Raw genomic sequence first — 24,216 nt, forward strand, 5'->3', positions numbered from 1 at the left:
TTATTAAAAAGACTCCATTTCTATTGAGTAGATATGGAGTTTTTGTGTAATTTGTTATTTTAATTGTTTTTGTTTAAATATATATATAATGAAGTTTATTAAGAATGTTTTTTTTGGGGTGCTTCTAGTGAATACTTTTTTAGGATTAGCACAAAATACTAGCAAAAGAGATCATATTTCCTTAGATAAAGATTGGAGATTTGCTTTTGGTCATCCCTCGGATACGAAGAAAGATTTCAATACAGGAACAGCTTATTTCTCTTATTTGGCTAAAGCAGGTTTTGGTGATGGTGCTGCCAATGCCAGTTTTGACGACCGTTCTTGGCGCAAATTAGATCTTCCTCATGATTGGGCAGTTGAACAAGGTTTTAGCAGTGAAGCCAGTTTTAGTCATGGATTCAAAGCTATTGGTCGAAATTTTCCAGACAAAAGCATCGGTTGGTATCGTAAAAAAATAACTATTCCACAAAGTGATTTGGGACGACGTATTCATATCGCTTTTGATGGAGTTTTTCGTAATTCAATTGTTTGGATAAATGGTCATTATTTAGGAAATCAAGACAGTGGTTATTTGGGTTTCGAATACGACATAACCGATTACATTAATTATGGAGGCGAAAACACAATCGCCGTTCGAGTTGATGCAACGATGGAAGAAGGCTGGTTTTATGAAGGAGCTGGAATCTATCGTCATGTTTGGCTTAATAAAACCAATCAATTACATGTTCCTGACAATGGTACATTTGTACAAACAAAAATCAAAGACAATACAACAACAGTTAATGCTTTAGTTACCCTTGAAAATGAAGGTAAAACTTCAAAATCATTCAGAATCGTTCAAACTATTTTGGATGAAAAAGGGAAAAGTGTTTCCGAAAAAACAATCAATTCTTGTAGCTTAAATCCAAGAGAAACAAAAGACTTTACAACAGATTTGACTGTTGAAAATCCAACTCTTTGGTCACTAGAAAATCCTTATTTGTATAAAATGATTACTTCGATTTACGAAGAAGAAAAACTGGTTGATACTTATGAAACGGTTTTTGGAATCAGAACAATCCGTTTTGATGCCAATGAAGGTTTTTTTCTTAATGAAAAGCATGTCAAAATAAAAGGAACAAACAATCATCAGGATCATGCAGGAGTAGGAGTAGCAATGCCAGATGCTTTGCTGGAATTTAGAATTCAAACTTTAAAATCGTTTGGAAGTAATGCCTATCGTTGTTCTCACAATCCACCGACTCCCGAATTATTGGAAGCTTGCGATCGTTTAGGAATGTTGGTAATAGATGAAAATCGTTTAATGGGGATTACTCAAACTCAATTAGGAGATGTGAAAAAAGTGATTGAACGCGACAGAAATCACCCTTCTATTATAAGTTGGAGTATTGGAAACGAAGAATGGGGAATCGAAAATGATATTGTAGGGGCTCGAATTGCAAGTTCTATGCAATCCTATGTAAAATCGCTCGATAGTTCTAGATCTTCAACTTACGCTTTTAGTGGAGGAATAGGTAGTAACGGAATCACTACCGTTATGGATTTGTTGGGAATTAATTATATAGTTAATAAAAGTACGGATAAGCAACACGAATTGTTTCCAAAACAATCCATTTGGGGAACCGAAGAGGGGAGCACCAATGCGACTCGTGGTGAGTATTACCGTGATAACGAAAAACACATTATGCCTGCTTATGACAAAGCACCAAGCTCTAGTTTTATCAGTATAGAAAGCGGTTGGAAACATTATAATTCACGTCCTTATTTAGCTGGAATGTTTATTTGGACGGGATTTGATTACCGTGGTGAACCAACTCCGTTCGGTTATCCTTCGGTTGGATCTTATTTCGGAATGGTGGATCAATGCGGATTTTATAAAGACGATGCTTGGTACTTGAAATCCTGGTGGCAAAACGAACCTGTTTTGCATCTTTTGCCACATTGGAACTGGGCTGGAAAAGAAAATCAAAGCATAGAAGTTTGGGCATACAGCAATTGCGATGAAGTAGAATTGTTTCTAAACAAAAAAAGTTTAGGCAAAAAAACAATGGAAAAAGACAGCCACCTAGAATGGAACGTCAATTATACTCCTGGAACACTAGAAGCAATTGGATACAAAAAAGGAAAGAAGATTTTAACGGAAGTCGTGAAAACTACTGGAGCGGCTGCCGTTTTAAATTTAGAAGCAAATAAAAATAGTATTGATGCATCCAAAAATGACATTGCATTAATCAAAGTGAGTACCAAAGACAAATTGGGTCTTACAGTTCCAATTGCTGATAACGAAGTGACTTTTACAATCACAGGTCCAGGCAAAATTATTGGTGTTGGGAACGGAAACCCAACTTCACTTGAAGCTGATAAATATATAGAAAGCATAGCTATTATTCCATTAGATTCTCTTAAAGAAAAATATGTATCCGATTTTAATTCAATAGAAGAAACTCAAGATAAAATAGATATTGCTTCATGGAAAAAAGCATTTAACGAAGAAAGAAACGCCGATTTTGGTAAGAAAGTAAAAGCGATAACGTATCGTTCTGAATTCGAATTGCCAACTAATTTTGAATCGACCACGATAACTTTGTTTTATAAAAGCATCGGAAAACAGCAATCGATTTTCATTAATGGAAAACAAATTGCTACTAATTTGACCGAAAACAAGAAAGGAGATACTTTTATTTTAGATAAAAAAATACTTCGCTCGGGAATCAATACCATTGCAGTTGTGGCTGTACCACTAACCAAAGTAAATTCTTGGGACGTACTCAATCAAAGTTTAGGAAGTATTCAAATCATTACCAAAGCCGAAAATTATAAGCGAAAATTATTCAACGGTTTGGCTCAAGTCATTATTCAAACTACTGGAGAAAAAGGCGAAATTACTTTGACAGCAACCAGTAACGGACTAAAAAATGCCGAAATAAAAATAAAGGCTCAATAAGATAATTGGGGCGTGACCTCGTTGAAAAAATAAGAAAAATATTTTTTCAACGAGGTCGGGCTGTACGTTCCCGCTTTTTATTTAAGGCGAAAAAAAGCGCCTTAAATAAAAGAGCTCCACTGCCATCCCTCACGCAAAAAAGAGCATAAACAACATTGTAATATTTTAAAATCTGCGTAAATCTGAAAAGATCTGCGTGCCAAATAAAAAATAATCAAATACCAATAAAATAAAAGCATGAAAAAAATATTTCTCACATTACTATTAAGCAGTATAGCAATTCAAGGTTTTTCACAAGGCAACGTTTACAAACAAGGAACAGGAAAATTCGAAGGACTCGCCATGACACCACCAATGGGTTGGAACTCTTGGAACACCTTTGAAACCAATATCGATGAAAAACTCGTTAAAGAAACTGCTGATCTTATGGTGTCAACCGGGATGGTTGCCGCAGGATACAATTATATCGTATTAGATGATGGTTGGATGACCAAAGAAAGAGATCAAGATGGAAATTTAATTCCTGATCCTGTAAAATTCCCAAGCGGAATGGAACATTTAATAGAGTATGTTCATAGCAAAGGATTAAAATTTGGTCTGTACAATTGTGCAGGTACACATACATGTGCTGGCTATCCAGGAACTCGTGGTCACGAATACCAAGATGCTCGTTTTTATGCAAAATTAAAAATCGATTTCTTAAAATACGACTGGTGTAACACAGCAGGAATCAATGCTCCGGAAGCGTACGCAACAATGAGTAATGCTTTAAAAACGGCCGGGAGACCTATCGTTTTTAGCCTTTGCGAATGGGGTGACACTCAAGTATGGAATTGGGGAAAACCAATAGGGAATTTGTGGAGAATTTCGGGAGATATTTATCCATGTTTTGATTGCGAATTCCACCATGAAGAAGGAAATTGGTCTTCATGGGGATTTATGAAAATTGCAGAAATGCGTAAAGATATTCGTAAGTTTTCAGGACCTGATCATTGGAATGATTTTGATATGATGGAAGTGGGAGACGGAATGACCAATACCGAAGATAAAACACATTTTGCGATGTGGTGTATGATGGCTTCTCCTTTAATTGCTGGAAATGATTTCAGAAAAATGTCAAAAGAAACGTTGGCTATTCTAACCAACAAAGAACTTATTGCTGTAAATCAGGATAAACTAGGAATACAAGGATTTAAGCTTTCTACGGAAGATGGTTTGGAAGTTTGGGTAAAACCTTTATCTGACGGAAATTGGGCGGTCACATTCTTAAACAGAACAGATGCTCCTAAGAAAATTAATTTCGATTGGAAAAAGAATTCAATCAAAGATGTAGATTTTGGATATGAAGCTGATTTCAATAAATCAACTTTCAAAATCAAAGATTTATGGAAAAATAAAGAAGCTGGAAATACTAAAAAGAATTTCACTGCCGATTTAGCTTCTCATGAAGTGATTACACTTAGATTAATTCCTTAAATAAGAAGAGATGAATTTTAAACTTAAAAATTTTTTGTTTTTGCTTGCTTTAAAGTTTAGCATGGCAAATGCTCAATTTGTTAAAAAACATGGTCAGCTGAGTGTAAATGGAACTCAGTTAGTTGATAAAAAACAGAATCCAATTGCTTTGCGTGGTGTGAGTTTTGGATGGCATAGCATGTGGCCCAGATTTTATAATGAAAAAGCTGTGGCTTGGTTGAAAAAAGATTTCGATTGTACTATTGTTCGAGCTGCAATGGGTGTAGAAATTGGAGAACATGCTTATAAAAAAGAACCAGAATTTTCAAAAGAAAAAATAGAATCAGTTATAAAAGGAGCTATCAAATCAGATATTTATGTGATTGTTGATTGGCACAGTCATAATATTAATTTGAACGAAGCCAAAAACTATTTTGATGAAATATCAAAGAAATACGGAAAATATCCAAATGTGATTTATGAGGTTTTTAATGAGCCTGATTATGAAACATGGCCAGAAGTAAAAGCATATGCCGAGGAAGTTATAAAAATCATTAGAGCAAATGATCCAGATAATATTATTTTGGTTGGTTGTCCAAAGTGGGATCAAGATGTAAATCTCCCAGCGGCAGATCCTATAAAAGGTTATAATAATTTGATGTATACCATGCATTTTTATGCTGGAACACACGGAAAAGAGTTACGTGACCGTACTGATGAAGCAATAAAAAATGGTTTGCCAATATTTGTTTCCGAATCGGCTGGAATGGAAGCTTCAGGTGATGGTCCTATGAATTATGGCGTTTGGCAGGAATACATCGATTGGCTGGAACAAAGAAAAATAAGTTGGATAACTTGGTCTATTTCAGATAAGGATGAAACGTGTTCTATGTTAAAGAAATCAGCCAATTCTGAAGGAAATTGGAAGAATGAGGATCTTAAAGAATCAGGTGTAAAAACAAGAGAATTGCTAAGGAAATATAATGGCAAGAATTAGTTTATAAAAACATAAAAACCAACTTTTCAATGAGTTGGTTTTTTTTGTATTATAAAAAAAGGAGTATATTGCGCTCCTATTTTTTGTTGTAATAAGATGGTTATATGAAAATGGGTATTGCTATAAATTGTTTGCAATACTAAAGCCTGTAATTTTGCATCAATAAAAATAATTAGATAAAGTAAACACAAAAATAGTAGCTTTTCGAAACGAAGTTCAGCTAAAATGATAAATTGGAATTTACATATGACCAATAAAAAACAATATATATCTGCATGAAATTAACATTAAAATTAACGACTTATTTTAAATTAGTATTGTTAATCATTGGTATTTGTTCACTCTTTTTATTATTGTTTAGCTCTCTTTATTTATATACAGTTCAACAAGAAAATGATGTTTTCAAAGCCAATTCAAATCAATATAAAAAGGAAGTTAAACGGTTATTTGATTTTAATTCAAAAACACAAATTGTTACTATAAATGATCTTACCTATTGGGATTCTTTAGTCAATTTTACAAAAACAAAAGATACACTTTGGTTTAAAAAATATATCGCTAACGAATTTCCTACTTATGAAGTAGATTATATTTCGGTTTATGGTCTAGATAAAAAGTTTATTACAAGCATTGCAAAGCCTGATTTTAAATCTAAGGATTTTATACCAGAACAGGCTATGAAAAATTTATATAAATCTAAATTTTCTCGGTTCTATTTTAGGATTCCTTCAGGCGTAGTTGAAGTACTTGGTGGGACTATTCATGGTTCAAATGATCCAAAAAAAACTAAAACAAAGCCATCTGGATATATGTTCATGGCTCGGTTATTGGATAAAGCCTATTTTAAAAATTTAGAAGATATTTGTAGCTCCAAAATTTATATTTTTAATGATGTAGATACTGACACAATTGAAGATAAAAAAGTATCTTCTTTAATAAAACTTGAAAATTATGATAATGTTGCGGTTGCAAAATTATTATTTGAGAGGCCTTCATATCTCAATTTTGAAAGAACCAAAGAGTTATTATTAATTATAGTTATTGCTACTTTAATAGGACTAATTGCTGCTATTTATTATTCGAGAAAATGGGTTTATAAGCCGTTACGTTTGGTAACTAATATTTTAGAGACAGATCGTGAGATTTCAATTAGTTTACTAAAAAGGGAACCAGGTGAATTTGGACACATCGGAAATTTATTTGAAGATCATAGAAAGAATCGTTTTCAATTGGAAAAGTCGAAAGAAAAAGCAGAGGAAAGCGATAAATTAAAATCTACTTTTTTGGCTAATTTGTCCCATGAAATTAGAACACCGATGAATGCTATTATTGGATTTTCAGATTTACTGTTAAATGAAAGTTTAAGCGAAGATTTAAAAAAGAAGTATTTGAAAATAATTAATAGTAGCGGAAAAAGTTTAGTGTCTATTATTGAAGACTTAATTGAAATGTCAAAGATTGACGCCAAACTAATACTCCCCAATTATAAAGGTTTGGATATTGAAAAATGTATTAATGAGTTATATAATACGTTAAAAGTGACTATTCCAGAAGATAAAAGTATTGATTTTTATGTTATCAAAAGTACTGATAGATTTGAGAATGATATTTTGACTGACGAAGTAAAGTTGAAACAAATAATAGTTAATTTGCTTACAAATGCAATAAAATTTACCGACAATGGTCATGTTGCTTTTGGTTATTCAATAAATAAGGAAGATCATTTGTTAGAATTTAGAGTTGAAGATACAGGCATAGGAATTAGTAAAAAAGATTTGAAAGTAGTTTTTGATCGATTTCGAAGAGTCGATGATGATTATTCGATATCTCTCAGTGGATTAGGATTGGGTTTGTCTATTTCTAAGGCCTATATTGAAATGTTGGGCGGAGAAATTAAGGTAGAATCAGTTTATGGAGGAGGTTCAGTTTTTAAATTTACAATTCCATTGATTTATGAAGAGTATGCTATTGAAAATAGTGTAATCAAAGAAGAATGCACTAATAAGAATTCTGATTCCAAAACTATTTTAGTAGCTGAAGATGATAATATTAATTTTCTATTATTAAAAACAATATTAGAATTAAAAAAACATACTGTTTTGAGAGCAAGAAACGGTCAAGAAGTAGTGGATATTAATGCGTCAAATTTAGAAATAGATTTGATTTTTATGGATATTAAAATGCCAGTTTTAGATGGGTATGAAGCCTTTGAAATGATTAAAAAAGAAAACCCAAATCGAATTGTAATTGCTCAAACAGCACATTCATCTTCAGAAGTGAAAGAAAAAATCATGAAAGCTGGATTTTCAGGATATATAACAAAACCTTTAGATAAAGAGAAGATCTATGAAATAATTAATAAAGTGTATCAAAACAATTCTATATTTTAAAATTGTTTTTTACATATAAAAAATGGCATCATTTTTATTTTAGAGGCTTTGTTTTTTTAATCTCTTCATGGTATGTAAAGTTTGTTCTGACTTGAAGACAAACTAATTTTTTTACATTACTTAAATTTGATGTATGTTTTTGTTTACGCTGTTTGATATTATGAAACTGTAAGGTCGTAACTATAAAGGTAATCTTCTCTTACAAATCCCATTTTATGATATAATTTTTGAGCTATATTATTGCTTTTAGCAGTTCTTAAACGAATGGTATGAGCCCCCAATTCTTTAGCAAAAGCTTCTGTTTGTGAAATTAATTTTTCACCTATTCCTTTTTTTCTTGCTAAAGGATCTACAAAAAGATCATTTAGGATTAGTATTTTATTGAGTGCCAATGAAGAAAAAGTGACATAGATGAGTGCAAAACCAATAATTTTATCTGGATTTTCATCATCACAGGCTACAAAAATGACTGCTTCATTGTTCTCTAATCTTTCTTTTAGATAAGTATGGTGCTTTTCATAATTAGATGAATTTTTATAAAAAACAACATATTGATCAAATAGATTTGTTAATTGATCTAAGTCTTGAATGTTTGCTTTTCGTGTCATAGTTGGCTGGTTATGTGGGTTTGGAAATTAAATATACAAAAAAAGATTTAATGTTATTTTAGTTTTTATGCTTTTATGCTAATTTTTTAGTTTAAAAAATTAAAGACATATGTTAATTTATCCAATTTATTCTTGCTTTTGGCTTCTATTTATTTATGTTTTTTCTCGTTTAGGTAGAAATATTATTATTTACTAATCTGATGATTTTAGCACCATAGAATCATGTTACACTAATTTAAGAATATTCATATTTCTTTTTATTTTTTGCTAACTGCCTAAAATATTCGGTCATCGAAATATCACAATGTTCAAAAAACAGTTATTACACTTATTCATATTTGATAATTGTATTTTTTTATTATAATCCTTGAACTTATTTTAATAATGAGTTTGAGGATTTTTTGTTCTGTCAAGAAATTGAAATTGATATTTCAATTTTTAATACAATTATTTTGCTATATATTATTTTTTTCGACAACACCCCCTATTTTTTTATGGGTTGTGATATATTATTTATGTAATTTTTTTAAAAAACAAGTATTTTTTTATTTAGATTTTAAAACTAAGTATGTTTTTTATGGGTATTTTTAAAAATCTTGATTATTGAATTTGTAAAATAATTACAAAAAAAACGGAATTTGATCGTTATTGGGTAATGATTTTTGGATATTAATAATTCTTCACAGAAACTTTTAAAAAAATTTTCATGTTAACGAAAAGTTAATAATTTCGCTCTTAAGAAAGAAAAAAATAACCAACATCTGACTGAAAAGTCATTAATTAAATTACTAACAAAAAACATTTAAACATGAAAAAAGTATTAGCAATTTTAGTATTAGCATTAACAACGAGTATTTCATTTGCACAAGACGGAGATTCTTCAGGGCCTCCGGTTACCACTTTTGGAGGATCTGCAGATGCTTATTATAAGTATGATTTCTCTGGGAAACAACTTCAACCAACTTCAACTAGTTTTACAAATGCAAATGATTCATTTCAGTTAGGAATGGCTTCTATAGAGGCATCACATTCATGGAAAAAAGCTTCTGTATTTGTAGATTTAGGTTTCGGAAGCAGAGCATCTGAATTTTCATATAATGACGAAGCAAATACATTTATGATTAAACAGTTAATGTTTACTTATGAGCTTTCGGATAAATTTAAAATGGTTTTTGGTAGTTTCGGTACACATGTAGGATACGAGCTATTGGATGCTGTGGATAATAAAAATTATAGTATGTCATATGCTTTTACAAATGGGCCATTCTTCAATACTGGGGTGAAAGCAATTTATACTTCAGGAAAATTTACAGCTATGGCAGGTATCACAAATCCTACGGATTTTAAATCGGCATTAGATGCTCCTTCAAAAAACAAAACGTTTATTGCTCAAGTTGGATATGTAGGTGATACAGGAAGTGCTTATTTTAATTTTACTACAGGAAGTAATAATCCATCATCTCCTAAAAACATAACTCAATTCGATTTTGTAGCATCAAAAAAATTAAATGATAAATTTTCTTTAGGTTTTAATGGAACTTATGCAATGGTTGCAGATGATTTTGATAGTGATTTAGATAGCGAATGGTTCTCATTAGTTGGATATGCTAGTTATGCTTTAAATAATAGTTTAAGCTTAGCTTATAGATTAGAGTATTTTGATGATAAAGATGGAATTTCGGCAAATGCAATTGGTGGAAATGTTTTAGGAAATACATTGTCATTAAATTATAAAGTGGGTAATTTAACTATTATTCCTGAGTTTAGATATGATAATTCATCTGAGGATTCATTCGTAGATAGCGATGGAGTAGGAACAGGTTCTAATGGATTTGTGTTACTTGCAACGACATATACTTTTTAATTTTTAAATAAAAAGATATTTTTTTTTTGGCTGTCAAGATCTTTTATGGTTTTGGCAGCTTTTTTTATAGGAAATAATTAGTGTTTAACTCTGGTTTCTAATGTAGAAATATGGTTTAAAGTGTTTTGTTTTAATCTAATTAGCATAATAATTTTAATAAAACAGTGCTTATGCGGTTTCGATCGGAGTCTGTTAAATTAGATCCTGAAGGTAAACTCAGTCCATTTTTAAATAATGTTTCTGCAATTTCTCCCCCATAGAAAGGATAGTTTTCATACAACGGTTGTAAATGCATGGGTTTCCACAAAGGCCTGCATTCTATATCTGAATCCAATAAAGTTAATCGGATCGTTTCTCTATTGATCCCATTTTTGGTTTCATTAGGATTTACGAGTATAGAAGTCAACCAATAATTGGTAAAATAGTCTGGATTTACTGTTGAAAAAACGGTGATTCCAGGTATATTTTTAAAAAGTGAGACATAAAAATCATGCATAGCTCTTCGTAAAGCAACATGTTCATCAAGAACTTTCATTTGGCCACGACCAATACCTGCACAAATATTGCTCATTTGATAATTATAACCTAGTTCGCTGTGTTGATAATGAGGTGCCTCATCTTTGGCTTGTGAAGCAAGAAATTGTATTTTTTTCTTTTGCTGATGACTTGAAGTTATGATTGCTCCACCTCCAGAGGTGGTTATGATTTTATTTCCATTAAATGAAAAAACACTAATATCTCCAAAAGTACCACATTTTTGACCTTTGTAACTGCTTCCTAGAGCCTCGGCACTGTCTTCTAGAATAGGAATGTTGTATTTATCTGCGACGGCTCTAATTTCATCTATTTTATAAGGGACGCCATATAGATGTACCGTGATGATTGCTTTTGGAATTTGACCTTTATGAATTGTATCGATAATTGCATTCTCTAAAGCGATTGGGCAAAGATTCCAAGTTTCGAGTTCACTATCAACAAAAATGGGTTTTGCTCCTTGGTATAAAATAGGATTGGCCGATGCTGAGAATGTGAAAGATTGGCAAATAACTAAGTCTCCAGCTTTTACATCCAAGAGTATTAAACCTAAATGAATGGCAGCTGTAGCGGAGCTTAGAGTAGTTACAAAAACATCGTTAGATAAGTATTTTTCCAAAACATGTTCAAATTCAGTAATATTTGCCCCAAATGGTGCAATCCAATTGGAGTCAAAAGCATCGTGTATATAACTGAGTTCGGAGCCTCCCATATGTGGAGAGGATAACCATATTTTTGATTTGATCATTATTTTTTTAGATGTTAAATCATATAATTAACAAAATGTTTTTGACGGCTACTTGTTCGTATTCATTTTGGAAAAAGTTATGTAATTTATTTTTATTTACAAGTATCTGAGATATGTACTATTGATTCGTTAGTTTTAAATATAGTAAAAATAAAAAAAAACGCCTTTTGAATTGACCAAAAAGCGTTTTTTATGGAATATAGTATTTCTACTTTTTGTAAATAGAATAGATAGTGCTAATTGTTTTTTCGTCTAATATATCATTAACTTCTGTTTGGATATAATGAAGTTTGAAAGCCATAATGGCTGCTGAAAGATTTTTAGTGCTATAACCAATTACCTGCAAGCCTTGTTCTGCATTAAATTCTGGTGGAGGACAAGGAAGTTCATCTTCAGGCCAAACTCCAAAACCATTTAAAGACAAAAGTTTCCAAGGGAACAATGCGCTTGGGTCTTTCTTTCTACTTGGAGCAATATCTGCATGTCCAATTATATTTTGTATTGGAATATTATAATCTTTTTTTAATTTAGTCAGAAGAGCTAATAGGGAATTAATTTGTAAATCTGAAAAAGGTTCAGATCCGTTATTATCCAATTCAATGCCAATAGAGCTTGAATTAATGTCGGTATCTCTACCCCATGATCCATTTCCGGCGTGCCAAGCTCTTAAATAATCATTGAGCATATGAATTACTTTTCCATCTCTTGAAATTACATAATGAGCACTAACATTGGTTGCTTTTAATGTAAACGTTTTTAAAGTTTGTTGAATAGAATCCTGTGCTGTATGATGGAGAACAATAAAATTGGGTTTTCTTAAATTAAAATTAACTGTACCTACCCATTCAGAGACAATGCCATTTTGCAAAATCTTAGTGTCTGTTTTAGAAAGAGTATCTTTGTAATTAATCAATTGTTTATTATATCGATAAGCAACACTATCAATCACGACAAAAGGTTCGCTTTGCAAAGGTGTAGCTTCTTTTGTGGCAATAGTTTCTTTTAAAGTATTTATTTGATCATTATATACTTTTTCGTTTGCTTTGTGTGGATTTGTACCACACGAGACAATTAAAAAGATTAGAATGAGGTAGTAAAAGTGCTTTTTCATAGCTGATATTCAAAAGTGTTTCAGAATTATTAAATCTTAGTGTTTTCGAGCTTCCATTTTGCTGTTTCTTTCATCAATAAGATTTTTAAATTTCTCTTTTTGATCTTTGTTTAAAATTTCTTTTATTTCCATTTCTGTCATTTCACTTAGAACTTTAAATTCTTCTTTTTTCTCATCATCACTAATTTCTTTTTTCATTAAAACTTCTTCTTTTTTTAACGATTTTACATAAATATTAGTAACAACTACTTCTTGAAGGGCATCCAAATTGAGTTCTTTTTTATAAAATGCTACTATTTTTGCAGCAGTTTGCTCTACAGGTACAGGTTTTGGTGCACTTGGTTGACTAGCTGGCATTTGATTCATTTGATTAGATCTGCCATAGCTGTTCCCTCCATATCCATTTCCCCCATATCCCCCACCGTAGCCATTATTATATTGCTGTGCCGAAATGGTGTTGGCTGACAAGAATAAAAATACTATAAACAATACTGTTTTAAATGTTTTCATAAAATACAATCTTGAAAATTAAAAAAAAATTAAACTGGTTCTCCGTATAAATCAAATTCTGTTGCTTCGATAATTTTGATCATTGCAAAATCACCTGTTTTTACATAATGTTTTGAAGCGTCAATTAATACTTCATTATCTACATCTGGGCTATCAAATTCAGTTCTACCTACAAAATGGCCACCTTCTTTTCTATCAATGATACATCTAAAAGTTTTTCCAACTTTTTCTTGATTCAAATCCCAAGAAATTTGAGATTGTAATTCCATAATTTCGTTGGCACGATCTTGTTTTACATCAGCAGGAACATCATCTTCAAGTAAAAAAGCATGCGTGTTTTCTTCGTGAGAATAAGCGAAACAACCCATTCTGTCAAATTTCATTTCTTGAACAAAATCTTTTAAAATATTAAAGTCCTCTTGTGTTTCTCCGGGATAACCAACAATCAAAGTTGTACGAATAGCCATTCCGGGAACTGCAGCTCTAAAATCTTTTAATAATTGTGTTGTTTTCTCTTGAGTAGTTCCACGACGCATTGATTTCAAAACAGAATCAGCGATGTGTTGCAACGGAATATCAATATAATTACAAATTTTAGGTTCGCGTTTCATGATTTCAAGAACATCCATTGGGAATCCAGTAGGGAAGGCGTAGTGTAAACGAATCCATTCTATCCCTTCTACTTTTACTAAAGCTTCTAATAATTCTCCAAGGGCTCTTTTTTTGTATAAATCAAGACCATAATAAGTTAAGTCTTGTGCAATCAAAATCAATTCTTTTACTCCGTCTCTAGCTAATCCTTCTGCTTCTTTTACTAATTTTTCAATAGTTTGCGAAACATTTTTCCCTCTCATTAAAGGAATAGCACAAAAACTACAAGGCCTATCACAACCTTCAGAGATTTTCAAATACGCATAATTTTTAGGAGTCGTTGTCAAACGTTCTCCTAGTAATTCATGCTTATAGTCAGCTCCCAATGCTTTTAATAAAGCGGGTAATTCTGTAGTTCCAAAATATTGATCTACGTTTGGAATTTCTTTTTCTAAATCAGGTCTATATCTTTCAGATAAACATCCAGTTACAAAAACTTTATCTACAAGCCCTTTCTCTTTTTTATCAGCATATTCTAATATCATATTTACCGATTCTGCCTTAGCATTATCAATAAATCCGCAAGTATTAATTACAATAATATTCCCTTCATCTTCGGCTTTAGCTTCATGGGTCACATCTTTTCCGCTTGCACGAAGTTGCCCCATTAACACTTCACTATCATATACATTTTTAGAACACCCAAGAGTGATCACATTTATTTTGTTCTTTTTTAAAGACTTCGTTCTCATAATATTATATTCCTGATAATTTAGGAATTTGCAAAATTACAATTTTTTACGGAAACCCTGCTTCTTTCCTTTCAAAATGCCTTGTTTTGTTTCTGTAAAAATAATTTTAAATGATATAAATAGTGTTTAAGTATTGTTTTTGGGAGCAAAAGCAAAGGGTGTTTTCAGGAAGTATGGTTCCCGCTATCCGTTACAATCTTGTTGCCCGAACCCCGGGCAACAAGGATTTTCACTGCTATCGGGGCTAGGGATTAAGATTTAGTATTTTTGCTATTATTAGTCATTCCAATAAAAAAAGCAAAAGAAAGCTGAGAGTCGCGAGAAGGGAAACAGAAGTATCAGTAGCATTGGAATTGAATATAACTTTGTAAAAAGGAGTTATAGCGTATAAGTAAAATACTATTTAGTTTTAGAAATAACCCCGTTCGTGGCGTCAGAGACGCCGTGCATGGGGTTATTGGGAATAAATAACATAAAAAAACCATCTTTGAAAAAATTCAAAAATGGTTTTTTGCTTGTAAACTTGTTCTTTGTTTTTACATTTCAAATGTAAAAGTCATTGTGTAATTATTTTTGTATATATTTATTTGAGCTCTTTCTGTAAATCCTTGTGAGAAAAACTGTTCTTGAGATGTGTTGTGAGCATGTACATAAGAGAAATCAAGTTTTATAAAGCCAAAATTATATCCTAAACCACCCGAAAAACTATTCAAATCGCCTATGGTTACAGAGTCATTATAAGGGCTTCCTTCAAAACGATAACCGCCTCTTAGTTTTAAATTTTGTATTCTATATTCGGCACCAATTCTTATTTCGTTTGAGCTGCCTAATGCATTATATAATGCATTATTGACTCCGATATAATAAGAATTATTAGTAGAACTATTATATTGCGTTTGACTATAATCTTTGTATTTGTAATCCACGCTAAATAATCCTGTTTTACCAAAAACATAAGCGAAACTTCCTATAAAGCTTCCGGGAGTACGTAAGTCATAAGGAGCATAGTAATTAATTAGAAAAGGATCAGCAACATCTGGTGGTAATGAATTTGTATTATTAGATCTGATAGAAGATAATCTTTGTGATAACTGATCTGTCATATTGTACCATGTCGGTGATTCATAGGATAAACCGACTCTAATGTCCTTAGTTAACTTCGCAATAGTTCCTAATTGAAAAGAAAATCCTGAGCCGTAAGTATGTAGGCTATTTGAAAAATTTAAACTTTGAACTTCATAATTTAAATCTAAAGGGGTGTTGTTGTTGGATTCGTAAAAGTTAGTGTTTTGTACATAATCTGTAAAATGTGAGTTCAGATTCAATCCAATATATAAGAAGTCTTTGTATTGTATAGCGCTATTGAAAATTAGTTTTCCGTTATAGCCATTTGAGTAAACACTGTTTTCTTGATGATAATTTCCACCAGAGCGAACTGTAGATACATAGTTGCTGTTTGGATTGTCTAGATCTACTGCATCGATAATAAAGCCTTGTTCGTAATACGCTAACATAGCTTGTTGTGCCGCAAATCCGGATAAGTGTGGGTATTTGCCATTTAGAGGAGTTGGTAGGGTACTTCCTAGATAGTAATATAAGTCGCTTATAGATTCTCCTTCTTGACGGGTTACAAGCTCTAGAGGTACTGGGGCTCCATTGTTTCCATAATTAGCATAACTTAAAAAATAATTAGCGACTGAATTAATAGGACTTGTTCCTGCTGAAAATAATGAGTTATCATAATTGTTAGTGTTTTCGTAATTGATAGACATCGAAAACTTTTTTAAATTATTGTTAGGGTTTTTAGTTTTAAAAACAAAAACACCACCTGCTTGATTAATATCAAAGCTATTCTCTCCCGATGAAGTAGAAGTTCTGAAATAATTGGAGTCATTATGTATGTCATAATTCCCCATTGTTGTAGCAAATTGGTTATTGTTAAAAACAGCAGATCCGGCAGGGTTTACATTTATAGATGACAAATCTCCGCCTAATGCACCAAAAGCACCACTCATTGCAGTAAAACGGGCTGTTCCCTGCAAGTCGCTTTGAGCATAACGCATCGCATCTTTCATTTCTTGTGAGTGTGCTGTATAGAATGTCAATCCTACTATTAAAAATAACAAGAAGTTCTTTTTCATGGGTTTGAGCTTATGGTTGGTTAGTAAATTTCTGGATTAAGATTTTTTATCTTCTACCGCCTCCTCCAGACGTTCTACCACCACCTCCACCAGATGACATTCTGCCACCTCCGCTTGACATACCACTTCCACTACTTCTGTACGAATTATTGCTTGGTGTATAGCTGGACCTTTGGTAGTTTTGGCTAGAGGTGTTGGCTCTGTTTTGGGTGTAATTACTTCTAGATTGACTTTGGTTGTAGTTTCTAGATGTAGAATTGGTAGAATAGTTATTTCTGTTTGTAAAAGTAGGAGCTTGTCTGTTTACAATATTGTTAGTCCTATTTCTATTGTAGGAATTGTTGTTGTAAACACTGTTTCTATTAGTAAAACTTCTGCTACTAACACTATTTCTGTTGTAAGCAGTTACTCTATTGTTGTTGTAATATCTGTTAGTATTATATCCACTATAAGAGGAACCTCTTCTGCCATAATTGTAAGCATAAGGTGTTGCATAACTATATCCACAACCAGGGTATCCGTATCCTGGATATCCCCAGCCATAACCTGGATATCCGTATCCATAATATGGGTAGCCCCATCCGTAATATGGATAACCATAGCCGTAGCCATAGTATGGGTAGCCCCATCCAAATCCTATAGACCAATAGCTATCTGGATAGACAGTAACGGTTGTTTCTTGCGGGGAACTACCCCACGAAGCATATCCAGTAGGTGGTGCTTGTATAGAATCGTTTTCTGTGTTATAGTCGTTGCTATAGCTATTTACGTCAGTAAATATTTCGCCAGAAGCAGCTGTGTTCTGTAATGAATTAAAGTATTCTTTATATTGAATTGATGCGGGAGTAGGTTTATTGTCCTTTATAACAACTTTATCTCCATTTGTGCTATAAATGCCGTCACTATCATAGTAGGAACTGTTTTGGTAAGAACCACAAGATGTTATTATCAAACTCAAAAATCCTATTAGGAAATAAAGTGATGTTTTCTGTGTAATTAATGCATTTGTTTTCATTTCGGTAGATTATTTTATTGTTGGACAATACAAAATTAGTTAGTTTTGCGTAATTATTTAGTTAAATTATTAAGAAACAAATATTATGCCAAATTATTCAAAATGAGCAAGAACCTAACGACAAGAGCAGAAGATTATTCAAAATGGTACAATGAGTTGGTTGTTAAGGCCGATTTAGCAGAGAACTCAGGGGTTAGAGGTTGTATGGTAATAAAGCCTTATGGGTATGCTATATGGGAAAAAATGCAAGCTGAACTCGATAGAATGTTTAAAGAAACAGGACATCAAAATGCTTATTTTCCTTTGTTTGTTCCCAAAAGTATGTTTGAAGCAGAAGAGAAGAATGCAGAAGGATTTGCAAAAGAATGTGCAATTGTAACTCATTATAGATTAAAAAATGATCCTGATAGACCAGGGAAATTAATGGTTGATCCAAATGCGAAACTGGAAGAGGAATTAATTGTTCGTCCTACGAGTGAAGCAATTATTTGGTCTACTTATAAAGGATGGGTTCAGTCATATAGAGATTTACCTTTGTTGATTAATCAATGGGCAAATGTAGTGCGTTGGGAAATGAGAACTCGATTGTTCTTACGAACAGCTGAATTTTTATGGCAAGAAGGGCATACTGCACATGCGACTAAAGCAGAAGCAATAGAAGAATCAGAGAAAATGATGAATGTTTATGCTGATTTCGTTGAGAATTTTATGGCTATTCCAGTTGTAAAAGGATTAAAAACCGAAACAGAGCGTTTTGCAGGTGCTGATGAAACCTATTGTATTGAAGCCTTGATGCAGGATGGTAAGGCTTTGCAAGCTGGAACATCACACTTTTTAGGACAGAATTTTGCTAAAGCTTTTGATGTGAAATTTGCGAATGCCGAAGGTAAGCAAGAACACGTTTGGGGAACTTCATGGGGTGTATCTACTCGATTGATGGGGGCATTAGTAATGACCCATTCTGATGATCAAGGATTGGTATTGCCACCTAATTTAGCTCCGATACAAGTTGTTGTTGTTCCTATATATAAGAGTGATGAACAATTGGCTTCTATTTCAGCCGAAGTAGATGTTTTGGTTAAAGCGTTGAGAAAATTAAATATCTCAGTAAAATTTGATGATAGAACAACTCAGAAACCTGGATTTAAATTTGCTGAATGGGAATTAAAAGGTGTTCCAGTTCGAATTGCTGTTGGTCCAAAAGATTTAGAAAATGGAACTTTTGAAGTAGCGAGAAGAGATACTTTGACAAAAGAAGTTGTTTTCAAAGATGGAATTGTGAATTATATTGACGATTTATTGGAGCAAATTCAAAAAGATTTATTCGAAAAAGCATTAAATTATAGAAATACTCATATTACTGAAGTAAATAATTTTGATGAGTTTAAAGCAATTTTAGATGGAGAAGGAGGCTTTGTTTCAGCACATTGGGATGGAACAGCAGCTACTGAAGAGAAGATTAAAGAATTGACAAAAGCAACCATAAGATGTATTCCTTTAGATAGAGTTGAACAGGCGGGAAGCTGCGTGTTTACTGGGAATCCTTCTGTTGGAAGAGTGCTTTTTGCTAAGGCATATTAAAAAAATAAAAAAAAAATTGCTTAGCTATTGCGCAAACAAAAAATAGATGTATCTTTGCATCCGCATTAGAGAAGCACGGTCCGTTCGTCTATCGGTTAGGACGCCAGGTTTTCATCCTGGTAAGGGGGGTTCGATTCCCCCACGGACTACAAATCTCATTTACCTGAGAGATTTTTAAAAAAAAATAATGGTAATGGTCCGTTCGTCTATCGGTTAGGACGCCAGGTTTTCATCCTGGTAAGGGGGGTTCGATTCCCCCACGGACTACAAAATTAGTTGTAAATTAGTTTTATAAAACATCAAATTCAGTGTCTCGAAATTATGTTTTATTAGTTAAAACCAAAGTGATTAAATAATAATTGTGGGAGGTTTTTCTTTTTTAACTAAGTATTAATAACCTTACAATTAAATTAAAAAAAATGGCAAATCATAAGTCAGCTTTAAAAAGAATTAGAAGCAACGAAAAAAGAAGAGTATTAAATAGATACCAACATAAAACTACTCGTAACGCTATCAAAGCATTAAGAATAGCTACTGATAAAGCAGATGCTTCTGCAAAATTATCAACTGTAATATCTATGATTGATAAATTAGCAAAGAAAAATATCATTCATGATAACAAAGCTTCAAACTTGAAGTCTAAGTTAACTAAACATGTTGCTAAATTGTAATTAATATAATTTATATAATAAAAAAAGCTCCTTGAAAAAGGAGCTTTTTTTATATAATATATGTGTGTTATTGTTTAAAAGGAGTAATGAAATTAGATTTAGGGTTTTAAATAATTTAGCATTTCAACGGTGATCGGTTTGGATAGAAACTCAATAACATTAGAGTATGATTTTGATTTTTTGATATCCTCGGGATCTATTGTTGAGGTTAGGATTATGACTTTGGTGTTATTTAATTTGTAGTAATTGGAGTTGTTGAATAAGTCAAGAAACTCCCAGCCACCCATTACAGGCATGTTTAAGTCTAAAAATAATAATTGAGGTTTGGTTTCTTCGTTGGTTATGTTATTTATAAAAGTAATCGCTTCTTTGCCGTTAGTAGCATTTATTATTTCTTTTGCGAATGAGGCTTTTTGTACTACTTTTTTGAATAGCATTAATGTAATTGGGTCATCGTCGATGCACATAATTAAGTCTAACATTTTAAAAAGATTTAAGTGTTAGTGTAAATTCGGTTCCTTTTTCGATTTCACTTTGAATGCTTATTGTACCATCCATAGTTTCTATTTGTGATTTGACTAAGAATAAGCCAAGTCCTTTGCTGTCTGGGTAATCGTGAAATCTTTGATAGAGACCAAATATTTTATTTTTGTGTCTCTCTAAATCTATGCCGATACCGTTATCTTTGAAATTGATTGAAATAATATGATCTGTTTCTGAAATAGTAATATCTATAATTAAATCTCTGTCTTTTGATCTGAATTTAAGAGAATTGGTAAATAAATTGAGTATGATGCTTTCAAGATAAGCTTTATTGGTGCTTATTTTAGAAACGTTTCCGTAGTCGATGTTTAACTTTGGTTTTATAGTTTCGATTCTTAAATTTAGTTGGTTAAGAATATTTCTGAAAATATCTTGTATTTGTACTTCTTCATTTTGTATAGATGGACTGTCTTTTATGGTGATTACTTTGGCAAGATCATTGATGGTTTCGTTAAGTAAATGTGTAGATATTGTAAAACCATTTATGATCTCTTTTAAATCTTCGCTTTCAATTGTAGCTTCATCGATTAAATTTAACAGACCAGTTAAATTTGATAAAGGAGCTCTTAAATTGTGAGAGGTGATGTATGAAAATTGTTTTAAATCTTTATTGTTACGGGTTAATTCTCGAATGAGTATTTCTTTTTCTTTTTCTAATTTTTTATCTTCTGTGATGTCTCTTTGTATGGAGATCCAGTGAGATAGGTCTTGCTCGAGATTATAAACAGGTATGAGAGATAAACTTACCCAATATTCAGAATTATCTTTTTTGTAGAGTATAATTTCTGAAAAACATTCATTCCTGTTTTTTATAGCTTGTGTTAATTTGGAAATTTCATGAACATCTGAATTTTTTCCCATGAAAAAATTAGGTGATTTGCCTATAATTTCAGGGTGTGAGTAGCCAGACATTTTACTGAAAGCAGGATTTGCATAAACTATTTTAGGAATTTGTTGGTCATGTGAAGTTGCTTGGGTAATTATAATTGAATCTCGGGCTTCAGTAAAAACTGTTTCTAGTAATTTTAGCCTATTTTCTTCTTCTTTTTGTTTGGTTATATCTTGTATGGCACCAATCATTCGTATGGCTTTTCCGTTTTCATCTTTTAAGATGAAGCCTCTATCTAAAACATGTTTATAGGTATTATCTGCGCATTTGAATCGGTATTGGTCTTGCCATTTTTCTGTTTTTTGTTCGAGAAAAGAGTAGAGTTTAATAGACATTTTTATACTGTCTTCTGGGTGAATGTTGTCAAACCACCATTTTGAAGTATTGCCTACTTTGTCTTGATTGTAGCCATATATTCCTTTGATACCTTTGTTCCAAGTGAGTTTGTCTTCGGGTATTTTCCAATCCCAAATAGTGTCGCTAGTTGCTTTTGCAACAATATCATATTTTTCGTTAGATTCTTTTAGTTTGTCATTAGTTTGTTTTAGTTTTTTGTATGTTTCGGTGTTTTTTTTATCGTTTTTGTATAAAACATATCTAAAGAGTAGTCCAGTGATAGTTATGAAAAGGATGTCTTTAATAAAACCAAAATTATAAGCATTTAAATAAGGTGAATAATGTTTTGCTAATTTAAAGCTAATGATAGCAATAAATAGTGCAGTAATTATATAGACTAAGGTTATTTGGTTCGCTCTGTTTTTCATTAATCAAATATAATTATTTAATGTTAAAATTTAAAACTTCATTTTAAATAAATTCTGACACAATTTATTTAATGTTTTATTAATTACCTATGTGTTAACAAAATAGCAAACTATTGCATAAATATTTTTTATATCAAAATAAAGTGTACCTTTGCACCCATTAAAAATCACAGATGGAAGCTATTAGAAACATTGCAATTATTGCCCACGTCGATCACGGTAAAACAACTTTGGTTGATAAAATTATGTATCACTGTCAGTTATTTCGTGATAACGAGAATACAGGTGACTTAATCCTTGATAACAACGACTTAGAGCGTGAAAGAGGTATTACAATTACTTCAAAGAATGTTTCTGTTTCTTATAAAGGAACAAAAATCAATATTATTGACACTCCTGGTCACGCCGATTTTGGTGGAGAGGTAGAGCGTGTATTAAATATGGCTGATGGAGTTTGTCTTTTGGTAGATGCTTTTGAAGGACCTATGCCACAAACGCGTTTTGTATTGCAAAAAGCGATTGACTTAGGATTAAAACCATGCGTAGTAATCAATAAAGTTGATAAAGAAAACTGTACTCCTGAAGAAGTTCATGAAAAAGTTTTTGACTTAATGTTTGAATTAGGTGCTGAAGAATGGCAGTTGGATTTTCCAACAGTTTATGGTTCAGCAAAAAATAACTGGATGTCTGATCATTGGGAAAACGTAACTGATAATGTGGAAGCATTATTGGATATGGTAATCGAAAATGTACCTGCTCCTAAAGTTTCTGAGGGTACTCCTCAAATGTTGATTACATCTTTAGATTTCTCGGCTTTTACAGGACGTATTGCTATTGGTCGTTTAGAAAGAGGTGTTTTGAAAGAAGGAATGCCAATTTCTTTGGTTAAAAGAGATGGTACAGTAACAAAATCTAGAATTAAAGAATTACATACTTTTGAAGGTCTTGGACGTAAAAAAGTACAAGAAGTAATTGCTGGAGATATTTGTGCTATTGTTGGTGTTGAAGGTTTTGAAATTGGTGATACTATCGCTGATCATGAAAATCCTGAAGGTTTAGCATCTATTGCTATTGATGAGCCAACAATGAGTATGTTATTTACTATTAATGACTCTCCTTTCTTTGGTAAAGAAGGTAAATTTGTAACTTCTCGTCATATTAGAGAAAGACTTACAAAAGAATTAGAGAAAAACTTAGCTATGAAGTTAGGTGAAACTGATTCTGCTGATAAATTCATGGTTTTTGGTCGTGGAGTACTTCACTTATCTGTTCTTATTGAAACAATGAGAAGAGAAGGGTATGAGTTGCAAATCGGTCAACCACAAGTTATCATCAAAGAAATAGATGGTAAAAAATGTGAGCCTATTGAGGAATTAACAATCGATTTGCCAGAAACACTTTCAGGAAGAGCGGTAGAGTTTGTTACCATGCGTAAAGGAGAAATGTTGAGTATGGAAACTAAAGGGGAACGTATGATTGTAAAATTCAACATTCCATCACGTGGAATTATTGGATTGCGTAACCAATTGCTTACTGCTACAGCTGGTGAGGCTATTATGGCACACCGTTTTATTGGATATGAGCCTTACAAAGGAGAAATTGCTGGACGTAACAAAGGTTCATTAATTTCTATGGAAAAAGGAAAAGCTATTCCTTATTCTATCGATAAATTACAAGATCGTGGTAAATTCTTCGTTGAACCAAATGCTGAAATTTACGAAGGTCAGGTAATTGGAGAAAACTCTCGTGGTGACGATATGTGTGTAAACGTAACTAAAGAGAAAAAACAATCTAACGTTCGTTCTTCTGGAAATGATGAGAAAGCAAGAATTATTCCTCCAATCATTTTCTCTTTAGAGGAAGCATTAGAATACATTCAAAAAGATGAGTATGTTGAGGTAACTCCAAAATCTATTCGTTTAAGAAAAATTTATTTAACAGAAACTGATAGAAAAAGATTTAAAATCTAATTCTTTTATTTTTATTATAAAAAAACCCATTCATTTGAATGGGTTTTTTGTTTTTCTCTATTTAATTTTAATAATGCAGAGTAATATATTTTTCTTTAGCGCTGATAGTTCAATTGCTTAAGAAATAGTTTTTATTTA

The 24,216-nt window shown here is 32.1% G+C and carries 17 protein-coding genes and 2 tRNA genes; 10 read left to right on the forward strand and 9 right to left on the reverse strand.

Annotated features, from left to right (window positions below):
- The first annotated feature begins 88 nt into the window (after positions 1–88).
- The 4 genes from galA to CLU82_RS14680 all read left to right on the forward strand — a co-directional run bounded on the left by galA (position 89) and on the right by CLU82_RS14680 (position 7,786).
- Complete coding sequence (gene galA / locus CLU82_RS14665; protein WP_100843780.1) at positions 89–2,944, forward strand: beta-galactosidase GalA; 2,856 nt, start codon at positions 89–91, stop codon at positions 2,942–2,944.
- 237 nt (positions 2,945–3,181) lie between these two features.
- A complete protein-coding gene (locus CLU82_RS14670; protein WP_100843781.1) occupies positions 3,182–4,420 on the forward strand; it encodes a glycoside hydrolase family 27 protein in 1,239 nt (412 codons plus the stop codon).
- Positions 4,421–4,430: 10 nt separating this feature from the next.
- On the forward strand, positions 4,431–5,396 hold the full coding sequence (locus tag CLU82_RS14675) for a glycoside hydrolase family 5 protein (RefSeq protein WP_100843782.1): 966 nt from the start codon (positions 4,431–4,433) through the stop codon (positions 5,394–5,396).
- Positions 5,397–5,671: 275 nt separating this feature from the next.
- On the forward strand, positions 5,672–7,786 hold the full coding sequence (locus tag CLU82_RS14680) for an ATP-binding protein (RefSeq protein WP_100843783.1): 2,115 nt from the start codon (positions 5,672–5,674) through the stop codon (positions 7,784–7,786).
- A 158-nt stretch (positions 7,787–7,944) separates the two neighbouring features.
- Here the strand turns inward: CLU82_RS14680 and CLU82_RS14685 are convergent, their stop codons facing one another.
- The gene (locus CLU82_RS14685) at positions 7,945–8,394 is read right to left on the reverse strand and encodes a GNAT family N-acetyltransferase (RefSeq protein WP_100843784.1); all 450 of its coding nucleotides are present in this window, start codon (positions 8,392–8,394) and stop codon (positions 7,945–7,947) included.
- Positions 8,395–9,202: 808 nt separating this feature from the next.
- On the opposite strand from CLU82_RS14685, the gene CLU82_RS14690 reads away from it, so the two are divergent.
- On the forward strand, positions 9,203–10,258 hold the full coding sequence (locus CLU82_RS14690) for an outer membrane beta-barrel protein (protein ID WP_100843785.1): 1,056 nt from the start codon (positions 9,203–9,205) through the stop codon (positions 10,256–10,258).
- A gap of 139 nt (positions 10,259–10,397) precedes the next feature.
- Here the strand turns inward: CLU82_RS14690 and CLU82_RS14695 are convergent, their stop codons facing one another.
- The 6 genes from CLU82_RS14695 to CLU82_RS14720 all read right to left on the reverse strand — a co-directional run bounded on the left by CLU82_RS14695 (position 10,398) and on the right by CLU82_RS14720 (position 17,660).
- Positions 10,398–11,540, reverse strand: a complete 1,143-nt coding sequence (locus CLU82_RS14695; RefSeq protein ID WP_100843786.1) for a DegT/DnrJ/EryC1/StrS aminotransferase family protein — start codon at positions 11,538–11,540, stop codon at positions 10,398–10,400.
- A gap of 208 nt (positions 11,541–11,748) precedes the next feature.
- Complete coding sequence (locus CLU82_RS14700) at positions 11,749–12,651, reverse strand: N-acetylmuramoyl-L-alanine amidase (protein WP_100843787.1); 903 nt, start codon at positions 12,649–12,651, stop codon at positions 11,749–11,751.
- 36 nt (positions 12,652–12,687) lie between these two features.
- Complete coding sequence (locus CLU82_RS14705) at positions 12,688–13,161, reverse strand: hypothetical protein (protein ID WP_100843788.1); 474 nt, start codon at positions 13,159–13,161, stop codon at positions 12,688–12,690.
- A 29-nt stretch (positions 13,162–13,190) separates the two neighbouring features.
- Complete coding sequence (rimO, locus tag CLU82_RS14710) at positions 13,191–14,504, reverse strand: 30S ribosomal protein S12 methylthiotransferase RimO (protein ID WP_100843789.1); 1,314 nt, start codon at positions 14,502–14,504, stop codon at positions 13,191–13,193.
- Positions 14,505–15,040: 536 nt separating this feature from the next.
- Positions 15,041–16,645: an OmpP1/FadL family transporter gene (locus CLU82_RS14715; RefSeq protein WP_100843790.1), complete on the reverse strand. Its 1,605-nt coding sequence runs from the start codon at positions 16,643–16,645 to the stop codon at positions 15,041–15,043.
- Between the two features lie 46 nt (positions 16,646–16,691).
- Positions 16,692–17,660: a hypothetical protein gene (locus CLU82_RS14720; RefSeq protein ID WP_100843791.1), complete on the reverse strand. Its 969-nt coding sequence runs from the start codon at positions 17,658–17,660 to the stop codon at positions 16,692–16,694.
- Between the two features lie 102 nt (positions 17,661–17,762).
- Here CLU82_RS14720 and proS point away from each other — a divergent pair, with 102 nt between their 5' ends.
- The 4 genes from proS (at position 17,763) to rpsT (ending at position 19,912) form a co-directional block, all read left to right on the forward strand.
- Positions 17,763–19,241, forward strand: coding sequence for a proline--tRNA ligase (gene proS, locus CLU82_RS14725; RefSeq protein ID WP_100845046.1), 1,479 nt, complete (start codon positions 17,763–17,765; stop codon positions 19,239–19,241).
- Between the two features lie 77 nt (positions 19,242–19,318).
- Positions 19,319–19,390: transfer RNA gene (locus tag CLU82_RS14730), tRNA-Glu, on the forward strand.
- 46 nt (positions 19,391–19,436) lie between these two features.
- Positions 19,437–19,508, forward strand: a tRNA-Glu gene (locus CLU82_RS14735).
- Positions 19,509–19,660: 152 nt separating this feature from the next.
- Entirely contained in the window at positions 19,661–19,912 is a 252-nt protein-coding gene (gene rpsT, locus CLU82_RS14740) for a 30S ribosomal protein S20 (protein ID WP_100843792.1), read from the forward strand.
- Between the two features lie 98 nt (positions 19,913–20,010).
- Here the strand turns inward: rpsT and CLU82_RS14745 are convergent, their stop codons facing one another.
- Together CLU82_RS14745 and CLU82_RS14750 are read right to left on the reverse strand one after the other, a co-directional pair.
- Complete coding sequence (locus CLU82_RS14745; RefSeq protein ID WP_100843793.1) at positions 20,011–20,394, reverse strand: response regulator; 384 nt, start codon at positions 20,392–20,394, stop codon at positions 20,011–20,013.
- A gap of 1 nt (position 20,395) precedes the next feature.
- Entirely contained in the window at positions 20,396–22,108 is a 1,713-nt protein-coding gene (locus CLU82_RS14750; RefSeq protein ID WP_100843794.1) for a PAS domain-containing protein, read from the reverse strand.
- Between the two features lie 173 nt (positions 22,109–22,281).
- Between CLU82_RS14750 and typA the strand changes: the two genes are divergently transcribed.
- The gene (gene typA, locus CLU82_RS14755; RefSeq protein ID WP_100843795.1) at positions 22,282–24,078 is read left to right on the forward strand and encodes a translational GTPase TypA; all 1,797 of its coding nucleotides are present in this window, start codon (positions 22,282–22,284) and stop codon (positions 24,076–24,078) included.
- Positions 24,079–24,216 lie beyond the last annotated feature (138 nt).

This window comes from Flavobacterium sp. 5 (assembly GCF_002813295.1).
Lineage (GTDB): Bacteria > Bacteroidota > Bacteroidia > Flavobacteriales > Flavobacteriaceae > Flavobacterium.